Annotated in this window: 28 protein-coding genes; 5 read left to right on the top strand and 23 right to left on the bottom strand. The window is 70.2% G+C overall.

Annotation, left to right across the window (positions count from 1 at the left end; all coding sequences use genetic code 11):
- Positions 1 to 4: 4 nt before the first annotated feature.
- The 16 genes from ACE1OC_RS22245 to ACE1OC_RS22320 form a co-directional block, all read right to left on the bottom strand.
- A complete protein-coding gene (locus ACE1OC_RS22245) occupies positions 5 to 2,260 on the bottom strand; it encodes a phage minor capsid protein (protein WP_407838466.1) in 2,256 nt (751 codons plus the stop codon).
- A 17-nt stretch (positions 2,261 to 2,277) separates the two neighbouring features.
- Positions 2,278 to 3,756 (bottom strand): phage portal protein, encoded by a 1,479-nt coding sequence (locus tag ACE1OC_RS22250; RefSeq protein WP_407838468.1) that lies wholly within the window; start codon positions 3,754 to 3,756, stop codon positions 2,278 to 2,280.
- Positions 3,743 to 4,192, bottom strand: a complete 450-nt coding sequence (locus ACE1OC_RS22255; RefSeq protein WP_407838470.1) for an HNH endonuclease signature motif containing protein — start codon at positions 4,190 to 4,192, stop codon at positions 3,743 to 3,745. The genes ACE1OC_RS22250 and ACE1OC_RS22255 overlap by 14 nt, the downstream gene beginning before the upstream one ends.
- 69 nt (positions 4,193 to 4,261) lie before the next feature.
- A complete protein-coding gene (locus ACE1OC_RS22260) occupies positions 4,262 to 5,494 on the bottom strand; it encodes a PBSX family phage terminase large subunit (RefSeq protein WP_407838471.1) in 1,233 nt (410 codons plus the stop codon).
- Positions 5,494 to 5,943: a helix-turn-helix domain-containing protein gene (locus ACE1OC_RS22265; RefSeq protein ID WP_407838472.1), complete on the bottom strand. Its 450-nt coding sequence runs from the start codon at positions 5,941 to 5,943 to the stop codon at positions 5,494 to 5,496. Before ACE1OC_RS22265 ends, ACE1OC_RS22260 begins: the two co-directional genes overlap by 1 nt.
- Before the next feature lie 109 nt (positions 5,944 to 6,052).
- Positions 6,053 to 6,832: a hypothetical protein gene (locus ACE1OC_RS22270; RefSeq protein WP_407838474.1), complete on the bottom strand. Its 780-nt coding sequence runs from the start codon at positions 6,830 to 6,832 to the stop codon at positions 6,053 to 6,055.
- Positions 6,829 to 7,194, bottom strand: coding sequence for a hypothetical protein (locus ACE1OC_RS22275; RefSeq protein ID WP_407838475.1), 366 nt, complete (start codon positions 7,192 to 7,194; stop codon positions 6,829 to 6,831). The genes ACE1OC_RS22270 and ACE1OC_RS22275 overlap by 4 nt, the downstream gene beginning before the upstream one ends.
- Positions 7,191 to 7,382, bottom strand: a complete 192-nt coding sequence (locus ACE1OC_RS22280; protein ID WP_190088015.1) for a hypothetical protein — start codon at positions 7,380 to 7,382, stop codon at positions 7,191 to 7,193. Before ACE1OC_RS22280 ends, ACE1OC_RS22275 begins: the two co-directional genes overlap by 4 nt.
- Complete coding sequence (locus tag ACE1OC_RS22285) at positions 7,379 to 7,621, bottom strand: hypothetical protein (protein ID WP_407838477.1); 243 nt, start codon at positions 7,619 to 7,621, stop codon at positions 7,379 to 7,381. The genes ACE1OC_RS22280 and ACE1OC_RS22285 overlap by 4 nt, the downstream gene beginning before the upstream one ends.
- A complete protein-coding gene (locus tag ACE1OC_RS22290) occupies positions 7,618 to 7,830 on the bottom strand; it encodes a hypothetical protein (protein WP_407838479.1) in 213 nt (70 codons plus the stop codon). The genes ACE1OC_RS22285 and ACE1OC_RS22290 overlap by 4 nt, the downstream gene beginning before the upstream one ends.
- Positions 7,827 to 8,546 (bottom strand): hypothetical protein, encoded by a 720-nt coding sequence (locus ACE1OC_RS22295; RefSeq protein WP_407838481.1) that lies wholly within the window; start codon positions 8,544 to 8,546, stop codon positions 7,827 to 7,829. Before ACE1OC_RS22295 ends, ACE1OC_RS22290 begins: the two co-directional genes overlap by 4 nt.
- The gene (locus tag ACE1OC_RS22300; protein WP_407838482.1) at positions 8,543 to 9,490 is read right to left on the bottom strand and encodes a mucin-2; all 948 of its coding nucleotides are present in this window, start codon (positions 9,488 to 9,490) and stop codon (positions 8,543 to 8,545) included. Before ACE1OC_RS22300 ends, ACE1OC_RS22295 begins: the two co-directional genes overlap by 4 nt.
- 186 nt (positions 9,491 to 9,676) lie before the next feature.
- Positions 9,677 to 10,579 (bottom strand): recombinase RecT, encoded by a 903-nt coding sequence (locus ACE1OC_RS22305; RefSeq protein ID WP_407838483.1) that lies wholly within the window; start codon positions 10,577 to 10,579, stop codon positions 9,677 to 9,679.
- Positions 10,576 to 11,634, bottom strand: coding sequence for a YqaJ viral recombinase family protein (locus tag ACE1OC_RS22310; protein ID WP_407838484.1), 1,059 nt, complete (start codon positions 11,632 to 11,634; stop codon positions 10,576 to 10,578). Before ACE1OC_RS22310 ends, ACE1OC_RS22305 begins: the two co-directional genes overlap by 4 nt.
- Positions 11,631 to 11,924, bottom strand: coding sequence for a hypothetical protein (locus ACE1OC_RS22315; RefSeq protein WP_407838485.1), 294 nt, complete (start codon positions 11,922 to 11,924; stop codon positions 11,631 to 11,633). The genes ACE1OC_RS22310 and ACE1OC_RS22315 overlap by 4 nt, the downstream gene beginning before the upstream one ends.
- A complete protein-coding gene (locus ACE1OC_RS22320) occupies positions 11,921 to 12,061 on the bottom strand; it encodes a hypothetical protein (protein WP_190088023.1) in 141 nt (46 codons plus the stop codon). Before ACE1OC_RS22320 ends, ACE1OC_RS22315 begins: the two co-directional genes overlap by 4 nt.
- Positions 12,062 to 12,266: 205 nt before the next feature.
- Between ACE1OC_RS22320 and ACE1OC_RS22325 the strand changes: the two genes are divergently transcribed.
- Together ACE1OC_RS22325 and ACE1OC_RS22330 are read left to right on the top strand one after the other, a co-directional pair.
- On the top strand, positions 12,267 to 12,716 hold the full coding sequence (locus ACE1OC_RS22325) for a hypothetical protein (protein WP_407838486.1): 450 nt from the start codon (positions 12,267 to 12,269) through the stop codon (positions 12,714 to 12,716).
- Positions 12,717 to 12,833: 117 nt separating this feature from the next.
- Complete coding sequence (locus ACE1OC_RS22330; RefSeq protein WP_407838487.1) at positions 12,834 to 13,046, top strand: hypothetical protein; 213 nt, start codon at positions 12,834 to 12,836, stop codon at positions 13,044 to 13,046.
- 48 nt (positions 13,047 to 13,094) lie between these two features.
- Here ACE1OC_RS22330 and ACE1OC_RS22335 read toward each other — a convergent pair whose 3' ends face one another.
- The gene (locus tag ACE1OC_RS22335; RefSeq protein WP_407838488.1) at positions 13,095 to 14,819 is read right to left on the bottom strand and encodes a recombinase family protein; all 1,725 of its coding nucleotides are present in this window, start codon (positions 14,817 to 14,819) and stop codon (positions 13,095 to 13,097) included.
- Between the two features lie 39 nt (positions 14,820 to 14,858).
- Complete coding sequence (locus tag ACE1OC_RS22340; protein ID WP_407841855.1) at positions 14,859 to 14,993, bottom strand: hypothetical protein; 135 nt, start codon at positions 14,991 to 14,993, stop codon at positions 14,859 to 14,861.
- Positions 14,994 to 15,170: 177 nt separating this feature from the next.
- Here ACE1OC_RS22340 and ACE1OC_RS22345 point away from each other — a divergent pair, with 177 nt between their 5' ends.
- The gene (locus ACE1OC_RS22345; protein WP_250744579.1) at positions 15,171 to 15,932 is read left to right on the top strand and encodes a phosphoglyceromutase; all 762 of its coding nucleotides are present in this window, start codon (positions 15,171 to 15,173) and stop codon (positions 15,930 to 15,932) included.
- Between the two features lie 78 nt (positions 15,933 to 16,010).
- On the opposite strand, the gene ACE1OC_RS22350 is transcribed toward ACE1OC_RS22345, so the two are convergent.
- From ACE1OC_RS22350 to ACE1OC_RS22370, 5 genes are all read right to left on the bottom strand, one after another.
- Entirely contained in the window at positions 16,011 to 17,246 is a 1,236-nt protein-coding gene (locus ACE1OC_RS22350) for a tyrosine-type recombinase/integrase (protein ID WP_407838489.1), read from the bottom strand.
- A gap of 496 nt (positions 17,247 to 17,742) precedes the next feature.
- Entirely contained in the window at positions 17,743 to 17,979 is a 237-nt protein-coding gene (locus ACE1OC_RS22355) for a helix-turn-helix domain-containing protein (RefSeq protein WP_407838490.1), read from the bottom strand.
- 250 nt (positions 17,980 to 18,229) lie between these two features.
- Complete coding sequence (locus ACE1OC_RS22360) at positions 18,230 to 19,837, bottom strand: ATP-binding protein (protein WP_407838491.1); 1,608 nt, start codon at positions 19,835 to 19,837, stop codon at positions 18,230 to 18,232.
- An 8-nt stretch (positions 19,838 to 19,845) separates the two neighbouring features.
- Complete coding sequence (locus tag ACE1OC_RS22365; RefSeq protein ID WP_407838492.1) at positions 19,846 to 20,502, bottom strand: HNH endonuclease; 657 nt, start codon at positions 20,500 to 20,502, stop codon at positions 19,846 to 19,848.
- Complete coding sequence (locus tag ACE1OC_RS22370; protein WP_407838493.1) at positions 20,499 to 21,635, bottom strand: GntR family transcriptional regulator; 1,137 nt, start codon at positions 21,633 to 21,635, stop codon at positions 20,499 to 20,501. The genes ACE1OC_RS22365 and ACE1OC_RS22370 overlap by 4 nt, the downstream gene beginning before the upstream one ends.
- 210 nt (positions 21,636 to 21,845) lie before the next feature.
- On the opposite strand from ACE1OC_RS22370, the gene ACE1OC_RS22375 reads away from it, so the two are divergent.
- On the top strand, positions 21,846 to 22,178 hold the full coding sequence (locus tag ACE1OC_RS22375; protein WP_364859956.1) for a GntR family transcriptional regulator: 333 nt from the start codon (positions 21,846 to 21,848) through the stop codon (positions 22,176 to 22,178).
- Between the two features lie 194 nt (positions 22,179 to 22,372).
- A complete protein-coding gene (locus ACE1OC_RS22380) occupies positions 22,373 to 23,587 on the top strand; it encodes an XRE family transcriptional regulator (RefSeq protein WP_407838494.1) in 1,215 nt (404 codons plus the stop codon).
- Positions 23,588 to 23,960: the final 373 nt, after the last annotated feature.

Genomic DNA, 23,960 nt, shown 5'->3' on the forward strand with positions numbered 1-23,960 from the left:
CCCCCTAGAACTTGTTGCGTTGGTCCTCACGGGCGGCGCGGGCGGTGTCTCCTGCGGCGGTCCGGGCGCCGGATACTTGCTCGGTGAACTCGGTCAGCGTGACGCGCGGTGAGACCTCCTCCCAGAAGCGGATCAGGTCCTCACTCGCCCTCGCGTAGGCGACGTGTGCGGGGCCGCTGAACAGGGAGATGGGATCGACGCCGGCGGCACGTGCCTTTCGGTTCAGCATGAATCCGCGGGTGTGGTCCTCGGCGGCGAGCATTTGCAGATAGACGTGCTCGCGGTACATCTCGCGGATCTCCTCGCGGCTGTACGCCTCGCGCGCCGCCCGCTGTTCGAGTTCCCGCTCGTACGCCCATCGTTCGGTGGCGGACATGTGCTCGGTCCCGTCGGGGCCCTTTTCGAGGTCGCGTCCGTAGGCGCCCCACTCGTCGGGGTCGGCCGGCGGCGGGTCGTCGAGGCGTACGGGCTGCATGGCCTCGGCGAGCGCGTTCCGAGTGGCGAGGGTGTCGGCGACGCTTGCGCCTGCGGGGGCGGGCGGCGGCGCGGCCGGGTACCGGCGATCGATCTCGGCGGCGATCCGGGCGGAGTCCTCGGGGGAGGCGTAGCGCACCCCCCAGACGAGCAGGTCGTCGCCGAGGGCGGAGAGATCGCCGGCGAGGCGCCCGCCGGGGAACAGCTCGCCGAGCATCCGGCGCCGGTGGATCTCGGCGCCGATCGCCGCCCGGTCGCCCTCGACGTTGCGGGCGCGGGCGGCGAGATCCCGCTCGGACATGCCGACGAGGTCGCGACGGATACCGGGCATGGCGGCGTCGATGTCGCGCCGGTCCATCTCGCCCATGATCCGCAGCATGTCGTCGTCGCCCAGGTGGACGGCGACGACGGCGAGCTCGTCGTCGCTGAACTCGGCGAGGTTGTCGACGAGACGGCCCTGCGGGCGGATGCGGTCGAGCAGCACCTGCTCGTCACGCCGGCCGGCCTCGCCGCGGATGCGGTCGAGGTCGCGCTGATCAAGCACGCCGGGCCGGATCGCGGCGCCGAGCTGCTCGTCGGTCATCTCCGGCAGGGTGCGCTCGTCGCCGGAGCGGACGCGCGCAGCCTCGACCGCATCCCGCGGCGGACGCGGCGCCGTGCTCGGCAGGTTGCCGGCGCCGGGCTGCTCGCGCTCGCGGCGCCGGATGAGTTCGGGGTGCTCGGCGAGGTGCGCACGCTGCTTGGCCTGCCACTGCCGCACCTTGGCCTCGGCCGCCCGACGAGCCTCGGGGCTCGTCGCCGCGGCCGAACGGTTCTTGTACTTCCTGATCCCGCGCTCGATCGCCCGCTGCTTCTGTGTCGCCTCGTATCCGTCGGGGTCCTCGGACGCCTCGGCCGCCGGCCGGGTCACCCCGGGCAGGTAGGCGGCGACAGAGTGCCTGCAATTCGGATGTTGGAAACCGCGCTGCCGGGCCTCGTCCAAGCTGCCCGCGACGTGCACCTGCACGGTGCGGCCGTCCTCGACGGCGTGCTCGACCTCGACCGTGCGGGCGCCGCCCGGTCCGTCGAGTGACAGCACCTTGCCCTCGAACGGCTTGCAGAGCGGGCACTCGTGCGGGGCGTTGCTGACGATCACGAGGTCGACGCCGGCCGCGCGCAGCTTGTCGCCGTGCGCCTCGACCGCGGCCCTGCCGGTCGCTGTCCGCACGGCCATCTCGGCATAGCTCGTCATCTGCCACGCGCGCCCGCCGCGATCGACGAACGTCCTCAATCCACGGTCGGCAAACCGGTCCATGGCGGATTGGGTGGCCTGCCTGCGGGTGTCGATGCCGAGCAGGGGAGTCGCCGACACCTCGGCGATCACCTGCCGGTATCCGTCCTCGACGCCGCGGAGAATCCCGCGGTGCGTGGCCGTGACGAGATCGAGGGTCTCGGCGGCGAGGCGGTCGACCGCCCTCGTGTTGGGCGTGGTGTCGGCGATCCGGCGCAGGTCGTTGTCGTGCAGCGCGCCGAGTTCGGCGAGCCCGGATCGGGCGCCGATGCTGTACGCCTCGGCCACCGAGTCGAACACCTCCAACCGGGTTGCCTCGGCGAGGGCGTCGACGACTCCCTGCGCACCACGGCGCAGCGCCTGCACGTCGCGCAGTTTGTTGGTCGCCCACCCTGGGGCCTCGAACCCGTCGGCCAACTGCCGGGCCACGATGCCGAGCAGCCGCTGCTCGGCGTCCGCGTAGAGATCGCGGACGCCGGCCGAGAGATCCTCGACCATGCCGGGGTGGATGGGCATCGCACCCCCTCACACGGTCAGACGAGGGCGCCGGCCTGCATGGGGTCGGGCACGGCCTGCCCGGTCTCGGTGAGGATGCGGCCGACCTCGGCCTGCACCGCGGCCTCGTCCCACTCCGGGTGGATCATCCTCACTTTGGTGTCGACGCTCACGGCCTGCGCCTGCTGGAACAGTGAGAGCGTCTGTGCGAGGGCGGCCGGGTCCTCGCGGACCGTGCTCCCGAAGTCGATCCGGGGGCGCGCGGGCACGATGGCACGGCCGAACATGCGGCGGTCGAGCAGCAGCATCACGTGCAGCATTTCGCCGAGCGGCGGGGAGTAATAGCGGACCTTCTTGCCCCGGGTCGTCATGCTCCGGCGCTGCTGCGCCTTGACCTCGGTCGCCGTGATCGCGGCGCCCTGGTCGTCGATGCCGAAGGTCTGCGCGCTGTATCCGGCGGACCGTACGGCCTGCCGGGTGGCTGCCTCGGACGTCCGCTCGTGCTCGTCGACCCTGATCGCGAACTGCGACAGGGTGATCCCCCCGCCCTGCTCGGTGGGCGGGATGTTCAAGAGCTGCCAGATTTCCCGATCGTCGTCGAACGAGGCGCCTCGGCCGGGGCCGTGGTCGCGCAGGTAGGCGTCGGGGATGATCAAGCGGGCGCGGGCGAGGCGGATGTCGCGAATCCAACTCGTCCATGTCGTATCGAGGGCGTCGAGGACGTCGTACAGCGGGGCGGCGTAGTCAGAGCGGCCGAAGTCCGAGCCGCGGTGCTTGCGGTTGGGTCCGATGTTGCGGACGTAGGCGGCGGTCAACCGGTCGATGCCAGTCTCGATCGACTCGCCGTCGGGGCCGAGGGCCTCGGCGAGCGGTGCGACGGCAAAGTGCTCGGTCAGCGGGACGCGTCGGCCGAGGTTGTCGGTCGTGCCCTGGTAGAGGGCGTGCAGGATGCGACCGCGTTCGTGCCGTTCGAGGTGGCGGAGCACGGTCGCGCCGTCCGAGGCAAGCTCGTGCCAGAAGGTAACTGCCCGCAGGATGCCGAACGAGAACTCGGGTACCGCACTGTCGGGGTGCACGGTGGTGAGCAGCGGCCGGTCGACGAGCGAGTGATCCCACGTGATCCGCAGGTACACACCGCCGAGGGCGGCGGCGACCTCGGCGGATTCGAGCAAGGTGTTCGCGATGCCGTCGGCGTCGGTCAGCTCGTCGAGCCGATCCTGCGTCGGGCGGTCCGGCACGGTGAACGTGGGCGGCTCACTGAACAGCAGGTCGGCGGACGCGGTGGCGATGTCGCCGGCGAGGGGGATGTGCAGGCGAGCGTCGCGCTTGCCGGGCGTCGGTGTCCGGCGGCGCCCCCACAGGCGCGAGGTGCCGTCCTTGCGCGTCGGGCTGTTGCCGTAGACGGCGGTCAGCTTCGCGGGGTCACCCGAGTACCAAGCGTCATCGACGCGGATCTCGGCGAGGGTGGCGGCGAGGTGCGGCGGGGGCCACGGAACGTTGGCGTCAGGCAGCGGCACAGTCCACCCCCGTCCTGCTCCGAGCGCGCGTGCGAGCGCGGGTACGCGCGGCCGTCCGGCACGTGCGGCATTTGCGGGTGCCGTTGCCGGCCCGGTAGGTGTTGGCCTCGTTGAACGGGTGGCCGTGGATGCAGGCGGTCTGTCGGGCGCGGGCGGCGACGTGCGACTCGCCCCGAAGAACGTTGACTCGCTGCGTGACCGGTTCCAGGTGGGTGGGGTTGACGCACCCGCGGTTGCGGCACAGGTGGTCGATCACGAGGCCGGCGGGTATCGGCGCGACGAGGGCCTCGTACGAGGCGCGGTGCGCGTACTGCCGTTCGCCGTCGATGGTGAAGCGGGCGTATCCGTTGGGCATGAGGTAGCCGGTCCACTGCCAGCAGCCGGCCGGGGTGTCGGTGATGCGGGCGAGGAATCGGTCGGTCCAGTCGGCGCGCACGGGCGGCCCCCCTTGGGCATGGCAAAGCCCCCGCGCCGACTCGGCGGCGGGGGCCGTGGTCGGGTTGGGTTATGCGGCGTGTGCGAGCAGGGGGCGCCACTCGTGCGCCGTCGAATGGATCACATAGCGCAGGGCGTCGACGCTGTGATCGTCCTTCTTCACCGGCTTGTCTTCACCGCGGGCGGCGGCCTCTTCTGACCACACGTAGTTGGGCAGTTCGCCGAGCAGCCCCTCGCACGAGCGATGGATGCGCAGCAGGCCGGCGTCGAGGGCGTTCGAGACGCTGCGGATTCCGTCGAGCACGTCGTTCACCGCGCGGGTGACGCCGGGGTGCCCGTCGGCCCACAGTTGATTCGAGTAGCTCGCGGCGCTCGGGTCGATGAACGTCCATTCCGGGATCACGTCCAGCTCGCCGAGCCAGTCGCGGACAGCGCGGCTGTACTGCGCGTCGGTCATCTGGCGGTGTGCGGCTCGGGAGTCGTGGCGCCACTCGCTCACCACGTACAGGCGGCCGTCGTCGCCGAGCCCGAGCAGCAGCGCGGCGAAAGGATTCGCCGTGCCGTAGTCGATGCCGAGCCAGTAGCGGCGCATCGAGGGCAGCTCGTCGACGACGTGCAGCGCCTCGTCGTAGGCATCGAAGATCGAGCCCTCGGCGACGACCCACTCGCCGAGGATCATTCGCCGGCGCCAAAGGCCGGTGAACTCGGCGGCGAGCGCGGCGACGTACGCCTCGCTCAACGAGGGGTTGTCGGCGAGGCGGAAGTGAAACGCGGCGAGGTCGAGGTCGCCGGCGCGGTCGAGGTAGTCGGTCCGCAGCCAATGCCGGGGCGAGTCGGGGTTCGTGGTCCCGATCAGCTTCGCCCCGGGCACAGACAGGCGGGCGAGCAACTGGCGGAAGAACGCGGCGGGCAGCAGCGTGACCTCGTCGCAGTAGGCGAGCGAGGCGGTCATGCCGCGCAGGCGCCCCTCGGCGCGCGCGTCCGAGGCGCCGACGAGGTGAACGACCCTGCCGAGGATCACGGCCGTGGTGGCGCCGCGGGTGTGGTGGACCTCGGCCGCAACATCGCCGAACAGAGCGCGATCGGCGAGGACGTCGAGACAGTTCCGCTCGATCGTCTGGAGCGACCGACCGCAGATGACGATCAGCCCGGACGCGGGGGCGCGCCGGATCATGAGCAGGAAGCAGACAAGACTCGCGATCGTCTTTCCCGACCTGACGCTGCCGTGCCACAGGTTGATACGGGCGGTGGCGCCGCGGATCGAGTCGACCTGTTTCGGAGAGAGCGGGGCGAGGGCGGTCACTACACCCCCTCGCGGTCACCTCCGGCCGGCGGCCCGAGCAGGGCGTCGGCGAGACGGTCGAGCATCGAGCCGCCGCTGCTCCCGTTGCTGCTGTGGCGGGCGAGTTCAGCGACGCGGGCGTGTACCTCGGTGAGGGCGCGGGCGGCGGTGGCGTGGTCGCGGGCATCGCGCGCGGTCTCGGCGCCGACCGTGCGGGCGACTTGTCCGAGGGCGCCGTCGAGGGCCTCGTCGGCGAGCTGCTCGCGGCGTGCGGCGGCGTCTGCTCGTCGGGCCTCGGTCGCGGCGGCAACGCGGGCGCCCCCGGAGAAGGTGAGTCCCTCGGCCTTGGCGATCTTGCTTACGGTCGCGGCGCTGCGCCCGGTGAGTCGGGCGATCTCGTTACGGCTCCGGCCCTCGGAGTGGAGGCGGCGCACCTGCTCGCGGTCGCGTTCGCGGATCGGCTCGGGCACTGGCTCACCTCCCGGAGGACATGAGTACGCCCCGCCGCAGGGGGGTGTGCGGCGGGGCGTACGGGATCGGGGGGTTTCCGGGCACGCCGGAGACGCCTCGAACAATAGGTCACGAACCGATAACGGCGCAAGCCTGTTCGTCGTGGGTCTCTCCCGACTCCATGGCGGCGGCGAACAGAGCGAGCAGCGGGCCCATGTCGGACCGCTCCCACACCCGGTGTCCGTCGAGGTCGAGGGGGACCGGCGCCGAGCAGGACGGACCGCCCGAGCAGGTGATGCGCTGCACGTCCCCCGACGCCGAGTACGAGGTGAGGGGGGACGCGCACCACGGGCACGGGTAGCGGCTGCTCGCCGACCGCTCGTCGTGGCGCAGGGTGCGCAGTACGCGGTCGGCGCACTGCCTCGCGACGCGGTGCGCCTCGTGCAGCGCCCATCCGGGCAGGGGAGCGAACAGCGGGTCGGGCCCGTCGGTCTGCTCGCCGAGCACGCGTCCCTCGACGTACACGCTTGCCCAGTGAGCACCGGCCGTGCGGGAGCCGTGCCCTTGGTGCGTGCGGTAGTTCCAGCGGTGCAGCTCGTCGAGGGGGGTGTGCTGCTGTGTCACGGCGGCGCAGGTGTCGGCGAGGTCGAACAACATGTTCTCGACGGCGACCACGGCATCGTGGGCGGTGAGGTTCAGCGGGGCGGGGTGCGCGCGCAGGGCGTACGGCTCCCGGTCCTCGACGAGCAGCGGCCCCTCGGCGACCTTGTCGAGGAATCCGGTCGTCTCCCTCGGTGGCCAGTCGGCCGCGGTGGGCGGCGCCTCGACGGCGGCGAGCAGCGCGCCCCACTTGTCGCGCACGAGGCGCAGGGCGGCGACGGTCTGATCTATGGCGCGGGTCTGGTTCATCGGTCCCCCTCGGTGACGACGTGCTGCTCGACGAGCTGCTCGCGCAGGGCCTCGGCCTCGGCGAGCGCGAGGTCGCGGTCGGTCTCGGTCTCGACGAGGGCCTGCTCGGCGGCCTCGATGCGCTTGTGCAGGCGCATGGCCGCGGCCTGCTGTCCGCCGGCGCTGCGGCGGTGGGTGTCGCTCTCGGCGACCTCGGCCTCGACGTCGGCGCGCAGGGCGGCGCAGTCCTCGGGGGTGAGCACGCCGCGGTCGGCGCGGGCGAGGAGCAGCAGGAAGCGCTCGCGCCGGGCCTCGCGGGTGAGTTCGCGGACGAGGACTCGGCCGCGACGGGAGTCGGTACGGGTACGGGCGTGCAGTGTCATGCGGGCGTGTCTCCGTTCGAGGCTCGGCGGGCGGCCGACGAGCAGGCGGTGCAGTGGATCGGGCAGGGACGGCGGACGAGGGCGCGCGCCTCGCGGTCGAGGCGGCCGTCGAGCCGCACGGCGCCGACAAGGGCGGCGACCACGGCGAGGGCGAGCGCGGCGACGAGGGCGAGCAGGACGTCGGTCATGTGGTTCGGTCCCCGTCCGTACGGGCACGGCGGAACCAACGGGAGAGGGAGCGCCGAGCGCGCGGTTCCCGCGCGCGAGGCGCGACCGGTCGCGCGCAGTGGTTGCTGTTGATCTCCCATCCGTCGATGGCGAGGCGGTCGAGCAGGGATGCGGCGGTGAGCGTGGCGAGGTGGGGGTGCACGTCGAGCGTGTCGGTCAGGTGGGCGGCGATCGAGGCGCGGGCGGCGGGCGGGGTCATCGGTGCTGTCCTCCTGAGGTGTGGCGGGCTCGGACTGTGCGGGGCGAGGGCGGGGTGCACATGAGGCGCACGAGGCGGTCGTGCTCGTCCTCGGCGTGGTCGGCGAGGATGCGGTCGCAGAACGCGGCGGTCAGCTCGGCGAGGTGGGCCTCGGCGCGGGCGCGGCGGTCGGCGTCCTGCTCGACGAGGCGTCGAAGGTGATCACTCACGCGGCGGCCTCCTGTGCGGCTCGGATGCGGGCGGGGTGCGGTTCGGGGGCGGTGCAGTGCTGGCTGGGGGCGGCGCCGCAGTCGGGGCAGGTGGTGACCTCGACGGCGTAGGCGTCGCGGCGGCGGCCGTGGACGTTGTTGCGCAGCTCGATCCCTGCGCCCCGCTTGCACAGCCGGCGGCGGCCGGCGCGGCAGGTCTCTACCGGGCACGGCACGGCGAGCGCGGGCAGTGAGGCCCGTTGGTTGGGCAGGGGTGCGCGCAGGGCGGACCGCTGCTCGGGCGTGATGTACGGGCGCGGCTCGTCGTCGACGGGGCGGCCGACTCCGGCGACCAGGGCGAGAACGGCGGCCGGAGGGGCGGCGTCGAGTGCCTGCGTGATCGACCGCGGGGGCAGGTGTCCCTCGGCCGCGGCGGCGAGCTGCTCGCGGCGGCGTGCGGTGAACTGCTTACCGGTCTCGGTCGGGTTGCCGTCGTAGATCGGGTGGGCGGCGCCGATCCGGGCCTCGCGGATACGGGCGCGAATCCTGCGCACGTCCGCGGGGGTGGCTCGCTTCTCGGTCACGCCGTAGTGGTCGGCGACCGCTTGCCGGGTGTCATCGTCGAGGGGGATGTCGCGCAGGGCGTAGGCCCATGCTCGGGCGTCCGCCTCGCCGATGGTGCGCAGGTCGAACGCGGCACACAGGGCGAGGACTTCGGCGGCGTCTGCCGGGGTCATTGGGCGTTCTCCTGTTCTCGGAGTTGGGCGGCGAGGTCGAGGCCGGCGCGCACCCGCTGATCGGTGGTGGAGGGGCGGGCGGCGCCGGGGTTGAGCGGGACGACGTTCGGGCCGGCCCCGGGTGCGCGCGGGGGCGGGGTGGGCAGGGAGCGCCAACCCGAGACGAAGTAGCGGGCGGAGCGGGGGCGGGTGCGTGCGGCCTGCCAGGCACCGCCGGCGTGATCGACGAGGACTTGTACGCCGCACCGCTCGATCAGGGCGTGCAGCAGCAGCCACTCGGCGGAGGACAGTTCCCAGGAGACGACCATTCCGGCGGCGCTCATGGCGTCGACGAGGGGCCGTACAGGCTCGGCGATCCGGGGTCCGTCGGGGCTAGCTTGTTCACCTCTACTTCCGAAGGAAGTAGAGGGGTAAGGCTTGGTGCTGGCTTGGGGGCCTGTGACGCTATCGACGGCGTCACGGTGTGACACCCCCTCGCGACCTGCGGATTCCTCCTGAAACGAGGGTGCGTTTCGGTTCTGATTCGGAGCCGATCCGCGCTCGTTTCGCGCACGATCCGCGGCCGATTCGTCGCCGATCCGAGCCTCGTTTCGCGTGCGGCTCTTGGCCTTGCGCTCCGCGGCGGCGGTCCGGTTGGCCTCGACCTGCGCCCTCGTCGAGTTCCGCCCGCCCTCGAAAAAGTCGTGCACCATGAAATCGCCGACGGGGGGCTGAGGGCAGCGCGGGCAGGCGTGCCCGTGCTCGTGCCACAGACCGACCGTGACGAGCTTCCGGGCCTGCGGGGCGGTCCCGTACTGGCGGGCGACCACGGCGGGCACGGTGCCCTCGGTGAGGTGCTGCGCGGAGTAGGCGCCCGCCCTCACCCACAGACCGAGGGCGGCGTTACCGGCCTTGACGATCTTCGGGTGCATGTGCGAGCTGTCGTCGATCTTGAACCACGCCACGGTGGGTGACTCCTTCCTGATCTGCGGGGGGTGGGGTACCCGGTTCGGGGCGGCCGGCGAGGGCGGCGGGGGTGTGCAGCGGGCAGCGGTAGCCGGGCAGATAGCGGCGGGCGCCCGGGGCGCCGCAGTAGCGACGCCCCGCCCCGCTCCAGTGCCGGCACCGGTAGTCGATGGCCGGCCCCGGGGTCACTGCGCGGCCGGCTCGGCGGCCTCGGGCCAACCGGCGAACTGCGAGGGCACGTCCTCGACCGCGGACTGCTCGCCGCCCTGTACGGACGGCTGCTCGACGATCTCGCCCTCGATGTACTCCCCGGGCACGTCGAGACCCTCCGGGGAGGCATCGCGCCGCACGGTCCCGTCGTGGGCCACGGCGCGGGCGAGTTCAGCGGACTTGGGCAGCAGCTTGAACAACTGCCGTACGCACGTCTTGCAAGCCATCGCGTCGTAGTCCGTGGACCACGGCCCGAAGTCCTTCGCCTTGCTCCGCTTGCGGATCGCCTCGACGTCGTCGACGTCGAGCACCACGAACGCGCTGCCCCCGTTGGCCAGTCGGGCAACGGCGTAGTAGTGCGTTGCCGGCCCCTTGGCCGAGCCGCGCGCCGGAACGTGGCGCAGCTTGGGGTCGAGTCCGTACTCGTACTCGAACTCGTCGCCGTCGTGCACGGTGCCGGTGTCGAGGCCGGCGGCGAGGGAGTGCTGCCAGAACAGTTTGATCATGCCCTGGTAGCCGATGACGAGCTGTACCTCGTACCCGCGGATCTTCTTGTTCCAGAAGGGCAACAGGTACGCCTCGCCGGACACGCCGCCCGGCTCCAGCCCGAGGGCCGAGCAGGTCATCAGGGCGCCGGCGAACGACTCGCGGCTGCACTCGGCGAGGTGCTCGATCCTGCGCAGCTCGGTAAGAGCGATCCGGGCGATACGGTCGGCGCCGCCCATGTGCGCGGGCAGCGCGCGCTCGATCTCGGGGCGCATCTGCTGCACGAACTGCACGAGCGTGGTCGCCGGTTGCGCGGCGCGGGTGGCGGGGACGGCGGGTGTACGGGTCTGCGTCGTGCGGGCGGCGACGCGGTCGGCGAGATTGCTGGTCATGCTGCGTTGCTCTCTTTCGGGACGACGAGGCGTCGGGCGCGGTGCGCCCGGAACTCGTCGGGGCGCTCGGCGGCGAGGCGCGCGGTATCGAGCGCGTCGACGCGGTGCGTGTACTGCTGCGCGAGGTCGGGGTGAGCGGCGGTGAATCGTTTCTGCGAGAGCGGCCCGTTCTGCTTCCACGTGAACGCGACGGCGCCCTGCGTCTTGACGATCTCGGCCTCGCCCGCGGTCGCCTTGAGGCGGTTGTCGACCTCGCGCAGCTCGTCGGCGGTCCGCTGCTCGCGTGCCTTGAGTTCGCGGCGGCGCTCCAGCAGCGGCAGCACCTCGGCCGGGTCCGCAACGGTCACCCCGCCAGCCGTGACCGAGTAGAGGTGATCGAGCAGGGCCTCGGTCGCCTCGGAACCGTCGAGCGGCGGCGGAGTGCGGTCGAGCACGCCCTGCCAGAATCGGCCGACGATCTCGACGAGGTGCTCGACGAGGGCCTCGTCGCGCTCCACGCGGTGAATCAGCAGCCGGTTGCCGCCGAGCAGCGCCGCGACGTGCGCGTGCCCGTACCCGGTGACAGCGAGGTACCAATGCGTCTGGAGCGCCGGCCCGTCCGGCACGCCGAGCAGCCACTCGTCGAGCTGGAACGCGCTACGGGTCTTGATCTCCAGCAGGCTCGACGGCGACGAGGCGCCCTCGTCGAGCACGTACCGGTCGACGTTGGCGAGCATCCAACGACGCTCGACGTGCGCGAGCGTCCCCGGACCCTCGACGAGGCCGAGACCGGTCCGCGCCGAGAACACCCGCGCGACGGTCGGCTCGTGCTCGTGCCCCCAGAACGCGGCCTCGGCGAGGACCGGATCGAGCGGGCGGTCGAGCGGCAGCTCGCCGACCTTGTCGAGGTAGACCTCGGTCGGCGACGTGTACTTGCTCATGCCCAGCACGGCGGCAACGTCCGAGCCGCCGATGCCCGCCCGACGCACGGCGAGCCACTCCTCGCGGCCGAGGGCCGGCGGAGCAACGACGACACCGGTCGGCGTCACCAGCGGCAGCGCCGGAGCGCTGTTCACTGCTCGCCCCCGACGAACCGGGCGTAGACCCGGTGCTCGGTAGAGCCGCCCGAGGTGATCGTGCGGGCGACCGCCTCAAACGATCCCGCCGGCGAGTACGCCGGAAGTCGGGCGTTACGGATGGCCTGCGCGGCAGACGCCGCGCGGGTGATGCTGGCAGGCTTCCCGACGACTCCCCACACGTTGGGGTGCGCCCGAAGATCGGAAGCGATGCGGGTGTGCTTGGTGTTCCGCTGCTTGGGCGGCGGACCGATGAACTCGACGAGGCTGGAAGGCTGTTCGTTCCTCATGCCGCGACCCCCTGCTCGCCGCGGACCTCTCGGACACGCGGGGCGAGGATGCGCCGGATCATGGCGAGCTGCTCGTCGGTCGGTTCGGGCCACTCCGTCTGATCGTGCGGTGTGGCAGGTGTCTCCTTGGTGTGCACGGCTCCCCCTCCGTTGTTGCACATGTCGAACAACCAAGGGCGCAAAGTGCTGTATAGCGCCCCGCTGGTTGTTGCAGATGTCGAACAAGGGCAACCGTAGGTGGCTCGAAAGTGCACGTCAACGCCATAGATCGGCGTGCAGTTCGGGGTAATGGCTGATTAGATGAGAGTGTTCGAGTTGTGCAACAAGAACAGGAGTAAGAGAGTGTCGGAGATCGACACCCCCTTCCGAGCCCCGTACGGAACCCCCTTCGGGGACCTCGTTCGGAGCGCGAAGGATGAGACGGGGCTCTCGTACCGCGACCTCGCCAAGAGAGCCATAGACCCGATAACCGGGGTCGAGGTGAAGTACGCGACCCTGTTCCGCATCGCGAAAGACAAGCCGATCATGCTCGAACCAGGTGTCATCGGCGCTGTGGCCGCTGCGATCGGACGGCCCGAGCGCGACGTGCGGATCGCTGCCTCACAGCAGTACTGCGGACTCGTCGCCGACGATCCGTTCGAGATGAGCAACGACGAGACGACCGTCGTGGTCGTCCACGCTCCCGGCATGGGGCGCAAGGACATGCCCAAGGTCGAGGCGCTCCTGCGGCGCTATGCGGCGGGCGACCTTCCGGCGGAACTTTCCAACACCGACCACTCGTCTAGTAGTTGATCACTAGGCGTCGTAAGCGCGTGACCTGCGGTGTTGGGATGAGTAAGGTGGTTCGGGCGCCTTGACTCGTGCACATGTTCGAGTCGAGGTCAGTCATGCCACGAGGGGGGCACCACCTTGATCCGCGTCATCCGCACCCAACTCGATACCGGAGCCATCGCCGTAGTCCGAGCCACCGAATCGGGACTCACCATCGACATGGACGGCCGCCACATCACCCCCACAGGTGCGGCAAGCCTCCAGCAAGCCCTAAACGGACTGGCCCCCCACGCGGAGCGCGAGGGCGCCGCCGAAGGCGCCCAGCGGGCGCCCGCCGGCGAACGAGCCTGAGCAACGCGAAGGGCCGCGCAGGATGCCCTGCGCGGCCCTCGCCGGTTACTACGCCGCCGCGACGAGACTCCGCCGCCTCACGAGCTGCCTAGGCACCACGGACACGAACTGTTCAACGGGAACGTTCCTGCGCCCCGGACCCTGCGGCTTCAACCGGACCTCGACCAAGGCCTCGAAGATCGCCCGCCGCTGCGAAAGATCCAACCCTCGCCACGCCGCCTCGATCTCCTGCATGGTCGCCCCCGCCAACTCGCGGACCACCGGAGGGACCGCCATCGAACGGGCCTGCTTCCTTGCCGCCTCGATCTTCGGCAGCATCTCGCCCTCGACGGCGACGAGCCCCCGTGCCGAGAGCCTGCCCGCTGCTGCCTCGGCGTAGAACGCATCCAACTCGGACTGGAGGAGTACGGCCTTGGCCTCGGCCGCTTCCAGCTCCTTCAGCATCTCGGCGTCATCCTTCGCGTACGCCCGAGCGAACGACGGCGACGACAACCACTCGAACGTTTTCCGCTCCACGAACGGATCAACGATGCTGACCTGCGCGCTCGCGTGGTACCCCGTCTCGCCTTCCGGCGCCGGCGTCGTGCACGAGTACCGGGGCAGGCCGTGCTGCCTGTCGGAGTTCACGCCGAACTCGCAGACATCGCAGATCATCACGCTAGACAGTTGATGGATGGCCTTCCCCGGCCGCTGGTTGAACTTCCGCTTCTCCTTGCGCGCCTTGACTGCGCTGGTTGCGCGAAGGTGGTCGACCTCCTCGACGAGCGCCGGCCACGCGTCCCGGTTGGTTACCTTCCCGTGGTGCTTGCGGTAGCCGAGGTATCGGTCGTCGGTCGCAAACAGGGTGATCGTCGCGGAGATCCATCGAGCCATGATCATGGGCTCGCCGCGGTCGATCAGGTCCCGCGCGATGTCCTTCGCGTCCTCGCCCTCGTCCAGTCGATCGCGGCATTCCTGGCGCAGCTCGACCGCAGCCTCGATCCGAGCTACCCAATCCGGGTGGAGATCCTCGTTCTCCTTCAATCCGGGGTGCCACGCTGCGGCGCGCCGGACCATGGATTTGGTCCAGTGGAACGACGGAGGCGTGACGCCGCGCCTGTTGAAGCGTGCGGCGATCTTGGTCGACTCCTCGAAGTTGCCGACGCCCTTGGTCAGCTCGACAATGATCGGCTTCTCGATCGGGTCGGCCTCGGTGCGCAGGAACGCGCCCGTACGCTCGTCGTAGATCCGCCGGTACCCGTAGGCGACCGGGGCGTGAGGGCGGCCGGCCGCGGCGTTCGCGGTCAGCGTCCGCATGACGTTGCGCCGCAGCTCGCCGACTTCCCGCTCGCCAATGAGGGCGTCGAGGCCGGTCCGGAATCGGTCGTCTTCGTTGGTGAGGTCGTAGACCTTGCCGCCGTAGCACCACAGGACGCCGTGCTTGGCACATGCGTCTCGCAGTCGCGCGTACACCGCGACGTCACGCTGCAACCGCGTCGAGCCGAACGCGATCACGATGTCGAGCTTTCCGCCCTCGATCCACTCGATCATGCGCTCGAACTCTTCGCGCTCGATCTTGCCGCGGTAGGTCGATGCTGATCGGTCGTCGTCGACGAACTCGCCAGCAACGACGGTGCCGAGGTCGTCGGACGTAGCGCGCCCGACGTCAAGCTGTTCCTTGACTGAGTACCCCTGCCGCTTCTTCTTGCCTCGGTACGCGCTCTTACGTGCGTAGAGGCCGGCCCGCAGGCCGGCGAGGCTCTCGCGCAGGGACTTAATGCCTGAAAGGTTCATACGGTGGCCCCCTATCGAACAACCGTACGTCCTTCTCGGTTAGAGGCGTACGGCTTTACCGAAGGGCACCAATGTGGCGACGAAGGCCCCGAGCCTGTTGACGAGCGTGCTCGTCCAGAGCCACCAGAACTCCCGGGGCAGGCCCGCGACGCTCTCGCGCGCGGCCCGTCTCATACCGGCAACGGACATACGGAATCCCCCCGAGATGTAAGCGTCCCTCTACTCGATCGGACCCTACGGACCGAGGCCCCGCAGAGCCACTGGATTGACGGCCGGCGTCAATCGGGGACCGTCCCGCATGCCGTACACACCGCGCGCGGGCGGGCGGGTGCGTCCATTAGGCTCGTACGCATGGCCGACGCACCGTACAAGCTGATCCTCCTCCGCCACGGCGAGAGCGAATGGAACGCGAAGAACCTGTTCACCGGCTGGGTGGACGTCAATCTCAACGAGAAGGGCGAGAAGGAGGCAGTCCGCGGTGGCGAACTCCTGAAGGACGCCGGACTTCTCCCCGACGTGGTTCACACCTCCCTCCAGAAGCGTGCGATCCGCACCTCCCAGCTCGCGCTGGAGGCCGCCGACCGCCACTGGATCCCGGTCCACCGCTCCTGGCGCCTCAACGAGCGCCACTACGGCGCCCTCCAGGGCAAGGACAAGGCCCAGACCCTCGCCGAGTTCGGCGAGGAGCAGTTCATGCTGTGGCGCCGCTCGTACGACACCCCGCCGCCGGCGCTCGAAGACGGTACGGAGTTCTCGCAGTCCGGGGACCCGCGCTACGCCTCCATCCCGCCGGAGCTGCGCCCGCGCACGGAGTGCCTGAAGGACGTCGTCGTCCGCATGCTCCCGTACTGGTACGACTCGATCGTCCCGGACCTGCTGGACGGCCACACCGTCCTGGTCGCCGCGCACGGCAACTCCCTGCGCGCGCTGGTCAAGCACCTCGACGGCATCTCCGACGAGGACATCGCGGGCCTGAACATCCCGACCGGCATCCCGCTCTCCTACGAGCTGGACGCCGACTTCAAGCCCCTCAACCCGGGCGGCACCTACCTCGACCCGGACGCCGCCGCGGCCGCCATCGAGGCCGTCAAGAACCAGGGCAAGAAGAAGTAGCAAAAGCGATCATGCCCCTGACCTGCGCACACGGCGCAGATCGGGGGCATTCGTTTGCCCTGGGCCCACTGTGGGCCCTCAGCGTGGGGGACCGTCCGGCCGCAGAGCCCTGCCGAGAGCCTCGCGAGCACGGTCTCGGCTGCTCGGCATCAGGTGGGCGTAGACCTTCAGGGTGAGCCCCGGATCCGAGTGCCCCAGGTACTCGCTCACGGCCTTGATGCTCTCTCCCACATCCAGCAGCACGGACGCGTAGAAGTGCCTCAGCGCGTGCATGCCGTGCTCCCGCGCGGCGGCGTGCTCACGGCTCTTCGCCGCCGGGATGACGCCGACCTTGGCGAGCGCGGGCTTCCAGTGGTCCTCGTTCACCGATGTGCGCCACAGGTGCCCGCCTTGCGGGCCGGTGAAGATCAGGCGCTTCGTGACGGGCGGGCCGCCGGCGCGCATCCAGGGCAGCGTGATCTCCACGGGCGGGAAGAGCTTCATGTGCGACTTGAGCGCGTCCACCACGGGCTCGGGAAGCGGCACGTCGCGCAGCTTGCCGCCCTTCGGCGGGGCGAACACGGGCACGCTCAGGCTCTGCTTGAGCTGGTGGACGACGTGAAGCGTGCCGTTGGCGAAGTCGAGTTCCTCCACGGACAGCCCCAGGATCTCGCCCTGCCGCAACCCGCATCCGGCGCCCACGTCCACCATGGGCTGGAACCGCTCGACGAGGGCGCCCCGCACGGCGAAGACCCGTTCCGGCTGCCAGGGGACCACACGGCGCGCGCCCATCTCCGGGAGCGCCACCGTGCGCGAGTTGCAGGGGTTCCGGGGCAGGCAGCCGTCCTCGACGGCCGCGCTGAGGACGGCACGGACATTGGAGAAGATGACGCGGGCGTACGAGCCGGACATCCCGGAGGCTTCGAGCTGCGTCACGAACTCGCGGATGTGGCTCGGCTGGAAGGAGCCCAGCGGCCGGTCCCCGATGCGCGGGAAGGCGTGGAGCTTGAGCTGGGACGTCATCGACGCTCGGGTGTTCGGGTCGCCGCTCTGGCTCGCCAGCCACTTCTCCGCGAACTCCTTGAACGACGTCCGGGCCGCGTTCGGGTCGATGTACTGGCCGCGCGCGACGTCCGCGCTGATGGTGCTGAGCCACTGCTCGGCGAGACGCTTCTGTCCGTCCTCGAAGGACTTGGACTTCCGCTTGCCGTCGGGTGCGAAGTAGCGCGCCCGGTAGCGCATGCCGGTGCCGTGGCGGTCGGTCTTCACTCGGGTGGTCTTGCCGTTGTCGTCGGTCTCGGTCTTGAACCAACGGTCTTGGATGCTGCCGGCCATGTTGAGAGGTTCCTTCGCGTAGGTGGCTTCGGTTGTGGCTGGTGCTCAGGGAGCCCGGACGGGGGTGTCCGGATGGCTCTCTGCGGGGGTTCTGGGGCTGGTTGGCGGGGCGCCTCCCTGCCTCCCTGAGGGGCTGTCTGCGCAGCTCAGGTAGAGGGATGAGGTCCAGGGAGGCGGCCAGGGAGTTCTCCCTGCCTCCCTGGTGCGTCCCTGGGTTTTCGAGGGGTGGAGCGGGACCCCTTTACCGGCGCTACCGGGCTGCTCAGGGGCCGCTACCGCCCCCGCTACCGGGGTAAAGGGGTGGTTCTACCTGTGGCGTCCTCTCGGACGCTGTGACGGGGAGCTACTGCCTACTGCCCACCGGCTAGTGCCTACTGCCTACTGCCTACGGGCCTGTTCAGGGGCGGTGGGGTGGCTACTGAAGGGGTTCTACTGCCTAGTGCCCGGTGGGCAGTAGGCAGTAGGCAGTAGCTCTGCGTGGAGGACGTTGGGGTCGTCAGGCGGCGTCGCGGGTGGCCTGTTCGTGGATCCAGGTGTGGACGGCGGTGGGGTCGTAGCGGATGTGGCGGCCGACGCGGAATCCGGGCGGGCCGGTGCGCTTCTTGCGCCAGCCGTAGATGGTCTCGATGGGGACGACGAGCATGGAGGCGAGGTCTTCGGGGGTCAGGTACCGGTCGGGGAGTCCGGCGCGGAGGATCGCGCGGGGGTCGTTGTCCGGGCTGTTGGCGGGCATGGGCGGGGTGACTCCTCGTGTCCGTGGCGGGGGTGCTGAGGGTCGGTGCGGTCGCGGTCCTAGAGAGTTGCTGTATCGCAGCGTCCATAGCGCCCTAGCGTCCGCAGGCTCTCTATCCGTGCAGGTCGGGCGCGGTTTGCTGTGTGGACGCTGGTGTGGACGCTGCGGATGCCGGCGGGGGCTAGCGTCCGCAGGGGCTGACGTTCCCGGGCCGCTGGTTCGCGGCCCGGTCCGGGGAGATCCGGCGGTGTCAGTGCTGTTCAGGGATGGTGCGGCCTTGCCCGAGTGATGCCACTTCGGGCCAGAGCGGGTCTTGCGGGGATGTGGACGCTGTGGGCGGGGCGGGATCGATGCGGGATAGGACGAGTAGGCGGTGGCGGTGCCGGTCCTGGCTACGCTGCGTGTCGTCCACGGCCACTCCGATGGACCGCAGGAGCGGGGCGAGCCGTTTGATGCGCCCGCTGGCCCGGGTGGCGTCCTTGGGCCAGCCCTGCGGCCGGAACCCTCCGGGGAGCGGGAGTTGCTCCAGGAGTTGGGCGGCGGTGCCACTCCAGGTCCCGCACTCCTCCACGAGGGTGGCCACGGCCGTGCCGAAGGGGTCCCCTTCGAGCGCGTCACCGGCGACGTTGGCTGAGGTGGCGAGGTAGGAGTCGAGGGTGTGCCACTCCTGGACCTGGTCGACGGCCGCGAGGACCCTGGCGAAGTCGGCCATGCGCGGCATGGACTCCAACTTGATGCCGGGCAGGACCGCGAGGACGGCCGCCAGGAGGTCGAACAGGGCGCCGAGGACGGCGGGTCGGACTGCATCGAAGGCGGTGTCGAGTTCTTCCTCGGTGCGGCGCTGGTCCTCTTCGATGAGCTGGAGGTCGAGCATGAGGAGTCGCTCTGCGAGGTCGCCGGCCAAGGCTCCGGCGTCGATGGTGGTCATGGCGAGGACCCGCCGGAAGGAGAGCACCACCACGTCGTCGTCGGTGTAGAGGGCGCGGTCCACGATCCCGTCGCCGGTCACGGCCTTGCACAGGGTGTCGGACAGCCACGGCGGGATCGTGCTGATGTTGTCCAGACACAGGGCCCAGGAGTTGAAGGCTTGAGCCGACCAGGCCTTGACGTCCCGGGGCTGGCTTCGCTTGCTCGCGGGAGAGGGGTCGATGAGGTTGACGACCATCTGCGCCGTCTTCGACTTCCCCGTGCCCTGCTCGCCCTTGAAGGTGATCACCGGGTGCGGGATGTAGGGGATCCATGCCGCGATGAGCCAGCCGACGAGCTGGTGGAACGTGGGCGCGTCCATGTTCAGCAGGGCGTGGAGCTTGGCCAGGCCGTCGCCGTCCAGGACCGGGGCGGGCATGGGCGCCATGGCGCCCGATCGGCGGAACAGGATCGGGGAGCGGTCCACGACGTGCCAGCCGCCGGCCGACACGGTCACCGCCCGGCCGTCCGCGCTGCCCAGGTCCACGACGATGCCGTTCGGGCCGCCTCCCACCCGCAGGTCCACCGGCGCGGGGTCGTCCTTCTCGGCGACTCCCTCCAGGACCATCATGGCGTCCGCCAGCGCGGACTGTGAGGCCACGTCGCCGTCGTAGGTGTCGGCGTACTTGCGGGCGAGACGCTGGCGCAGTCCGGCCCGGCCGCGCAGGGGGAGGGCGATGTTCGGCCCGTCGATCGCCACCGCGTACGGGCGGCCGTCGGTCGAGGTGACGAACGTATACCCCTCACGGGCCAGAGCGACGAGCCGGGACGCTGCCGAAGGCTTCTTCCCCTCCCCGGTCGCAGCATCGGCCGGGGTCGATCGACTGGCCTTCTGCGGGCCGGTCGGGGGCTGCGGATCGGTGGTCTTGGCGTGGCCGTTCACTGTGTTCACGGCAGTTTTCACGCCGACTCCCTTCGCGGTGTGCGGGCAGGTCCGTGCGGGGCGGTACACAGTCGGGTGCGGGCGGGTCGATCGGCGGTCCGTCCGCCGTGTGAGCTGCGGTGGACGGCCGTACGGGGATGACCGTGAACGGGGTGAACGCCCTGGTGAACACCCGACCGTCCACCCGACTCGACGGCCGAGCGGTCGGCCGACTCCTGGGCCTGAGCCAGGCGCGCCAGCAGCCGCAAAACATCCGGCGTGAACATCTCGGGGGACCGGTGAACATCCACCCGATCCACCGGGCTTCCACCCGACTCGACCGGCCTCGATCCCGCAGCCGGGATGGTCGACTGGTCGAGGGGGGAAGTCGGGTGGACGCGGGGGTGGACGGGCGGGGTGTCCACCCCGTCCACCGCCCCGATCAGCAGCAGCGCGATCAGGAGCGGGAAGCGATCGGCCTTACCCCGGTTGCAGGGCAAGCAGGCCAGTACGAGCGCGCTCGCCGACCAGGTCCGGTAGAGCGAGACCGGGACGACATGGTCCATCGTTGCTTCGTCCAGGCTGCGGAACCGGTGTGAGCAGTAGGCGCACCGCCAGCCGTCGCGGGCCGCAAGCTGGGCCTTACGGGCGCGACGGCGGGCGGAGTTGAGGTGCGGCCGGGCGTGCAGACTCACGCGGCCACCGCCAGGCGGGAGACGTCCAGCGTGACGCGGTAGCCCTGGACACCGTTGGACTCGATCAGCCCCTCGCGCCGCAGGATCGCCCAGGCGTCGTCCACGGTCGACGTGGATACCCCGTAGCGGGCCTTCAGGTCGACTCGCCGGGGCAGACGCTCCCCGGGCTGCATCTGCGTGAGGTCGTAGCGCAGGGACTTGGCAAGCTGCGACGCCTTCGACTCCTTGCGCCGTATGCCGGTCTTGCGGGTGGTGGAGGGCTTCTTGCCCGTGGGCGGGCGCAGGACGCTCACGCAGCGGGCGGCGCCCGCAGCCTTGTCCCACCCCACGCCCAGACGTTTGGCGATCTCGTGCACCGTCAGGCCCTGGGCCTTCAGCAGCAGGATCTGACGGGACTCGGTACTCAGCCGCAGCAGAGCCGCGCGCTTGACGTCGCTCAGCTCAGCCAGGGCTTTGCGCTCCCACTCCTCCAGGTCCCCTTCCAGGGCGGCCGGGCCGCACAGGCTGGGGTTGTCGAGCTTGAGCAGGAGCACCGCGGCTTCGACCAGGCGGGCGGCGGTCGCGTCGCTGCACTCCAGGTGCTCCGCCATCAGCGAGGGGTGCAGCCCGTCCAGCTTCAGCAGCAGTGCCTGCCGCTCCGCCTCAGGCAGCCCCGCCACCATGTCCGCCAGGTAGCCGGGCAGCTCCATCAGCGCGCACTGACTCGGCACGAGCGGGCAGTAGATGTTGCAGGTGACCGGGTCGGTCCAGTCGATGATCCGCTCGTTGTGGCGGGAGACGTGGAAGTAGCTGGAGATCTCCTGCTTCACCCGGAAGAACAGCATCCTCCGGGTGGCGTCCGTGTCGAATGCTCCCTCGCGCAGCAGGTCCCGTGCGCCGGTCCGGGCCACCCCGAGCCAGACGTTCTGCACGATGTCCTCGGCCAGCATCCAGGCGCCGCCCATGGCCCGGCTGTCCGTCCGCAGGCGGGAGTAGGCGAAGCGCACCAGATTCGGGGAGAACGCTTCGTACAGCTCAGCCAGCCGAGCGGACTGCGCCGGCGTCAGCGGGATGTCCTCCCCCTGCTGCAGCCGCCTCCCACACGGGCTGTTCTCATCCCGTACTGCTGTCTTCGCCTCGTTTCCAGGCATCATGGAAGTACCCCTTCAAGGGTCGGGGAGCGGCTGACTGCTTGGCGGTAGGTGGCCGCTCCCTGTTGAAGCCCTGGCGTTGACCAGGGCTTTCTTGCGTTCTTGGCGCTGCCTCAGCCGCCCTTCCGTGAACTAGCGTGCACTAGTGCGTGCTAGTCGTCAAGGGTCGTCGAGTGGTGTGCACTAGTTCGCTCTGGTGGGTACGCTCAGGGCATGACAGCTACGGGAGGACCCAAGTCGAAAGCCGCCCAAGTCGCCGACGCGCTGCGGGCGGAGGTCACGTCGATGCGTCCCGGCGAGCGGCTCCCCACGCAGAGGGAGCTGGTCGAGCGCTTCGGGTACGCCGGCCAGACCATCCAGAACGGCCTTGCCATCCTGCGGGCTGAAGGGGTGATCGTGTCTTCTGGCAATCTCGGAAACTTTGCTGCGGGCGGTGTGGGGCAGGGCGATAAGTCGGACGAGATCAAGGAAATTCGCTCCCAGATTCAGGCGTTGACTGAACGCGTCGCAGAGCTGGAATCGCGATGCGGCGCTAGTGGTGCTTGATCTGTAACCAGCTTGCTGCGCCGTGGTGTTGATCCGTAAGTGACAGCAAAGTGACAGCTCGTCAGGCAGGGGGGACACCCCCGAAGTCCCCTGGCTGTCCCCTTGCGTGTCCCCAGGGGTGACAGGCAAGACTCGCGTTAGGCACTCGGGAGAGAGGGCACATGGGCGACGACAGGCCTGCATGGGCACGACGGATGGCAGCAGAGCGCGCGGCGCGGGACTGGTCGCAACGGGACGCGGTAAGGGCTCTTCGAGCCCATGCCCCAGGCGAGCTTCCCTCCGACGACAGCCTGATCCGTCAGTGGAAGCGCTGGGAGTCAGGCGCCACCCCGAACGACTTCTACCGCCCCGTCATCGCGGCCCTCTTCGGCACCGTGACGCATGCGCTCTTCCCGGCGCCCGCGCGGAGGGATGGGGAGCGGGAGATCATGGAGGCGAGCGGCATGGAGACCTTGGAGATCGTAAGTCGGCTCAATCGCTCCGACGTCGACAACGCGACGCTGGACGCGCTCCGGATCACGACCGACCGGCTGTGCTCCGAGTACCCGTTCATGCCCAGTGCGCAGCTCCTCATTGAGGGCCGTGCTTGGTTGCGGCGCGTGGTCGACCTTCACTCGAAGAGCCTCACGCTGGCCCAGCACCGCGAGGTACTCGCGCTCTCGGGCTGGCTCGCCCTCCTCGTGGGCTGTGTCGAGTACGACTCTGGCGAACGCCACGCGGCCGAGTCGACCCGCCGGGCCGCGCTCTCCATCGCCACCGAGTCCGACCATGGTGAGGTCGCGGGGTGGGCCCATGAAATGCGTGCCTGGTTCGCTCTCACGACCGGCGATTACCGCGGCGTCATCGCGGCGGCTCAGGCTGGGGCCGAGGTCGCGGAACACCACGGCGTTGCCGTCCAGCTCGCGGCGCAGGAAGCGAAGGCGTGGGCGCGGCTCGGAGACCGGCGGCAGGTCGAGGTAGCTCTCGACCGTGGCCGGCGCATGCTCGAAGGGATGCCGCACCCGCAGAACCTCGACAACCACTTCGTAGTGGACCCGGCCAAGTTCGATTTCTACGCGATGGACTGCTATCGACTGGTGGGCGAGGACAAGATCGCGAGCACCCTCGCTGAAGAGGTGCTCCGCGCGGGGACGGACTTCGACGGGACGGAACGGGCACCCATGAGGAACGCGGAGGCTCGCGTCACGCTCGGGGTGACGGCCGCCCGAGCGGGTGACCTTGAGGGAGCCCTCATCATGGGTGAACGCGCGCTCCAGGGCGACCGGCAATCGGTGCCGTCGCTCATCATGACCAGTCGCGAACTCGCGGCGGAGATGAAGCGCCGGTACAGCGCCGAACCGGCGGCTCAGGACTACCTCGCCAACCTGCGGACGCTGGGACAGGAAAACCCTGGGTTCCTGCCCGGCTAGCGCGCTGTGCTGAGCCCCGAAGCCCCGGTTTCCAGTCGGATGCCGGGGTTTCGTGTGTCCCTTGCTAGTCGCTAGTTCCCAGGTCAGGGGCCCTTCAAGTTGCTAGGACTGGTGCTAGACCTAGCGACCCCTGTTGCTAGACCTAGCACCTGTTTCCGGGGCTCTGCGAGCCGGAGAAGGAGCTAGAAGGAGCGGCCTTCGGCCGCCGACCCCAGGCAGCTCGCTGCGCTCGCGCTCGCCGCTCGGTGGGGGCATGGCCGTGTGGGCGACTGGCGGGGCGTCATGGGTGTGACGTCCCGGCGTCACGCCTCGTTGCGCGTGACGGCCTGGCTGGCATCGGTGCCCTGGACCTGCGTGACTCTGGCGTCACGGC

This window comes from Streptomyces stoeckheimensis, assembly GCF_045822005.1.
In the GTDB taxonomy this organism is placed as follows: domain Bacteria; phylum Actinomycetota; class Actinomycetes; order Streptomycetales; family Streptomycetaceae; genus Streptomyces; species Streptomyces stoeckheimensis.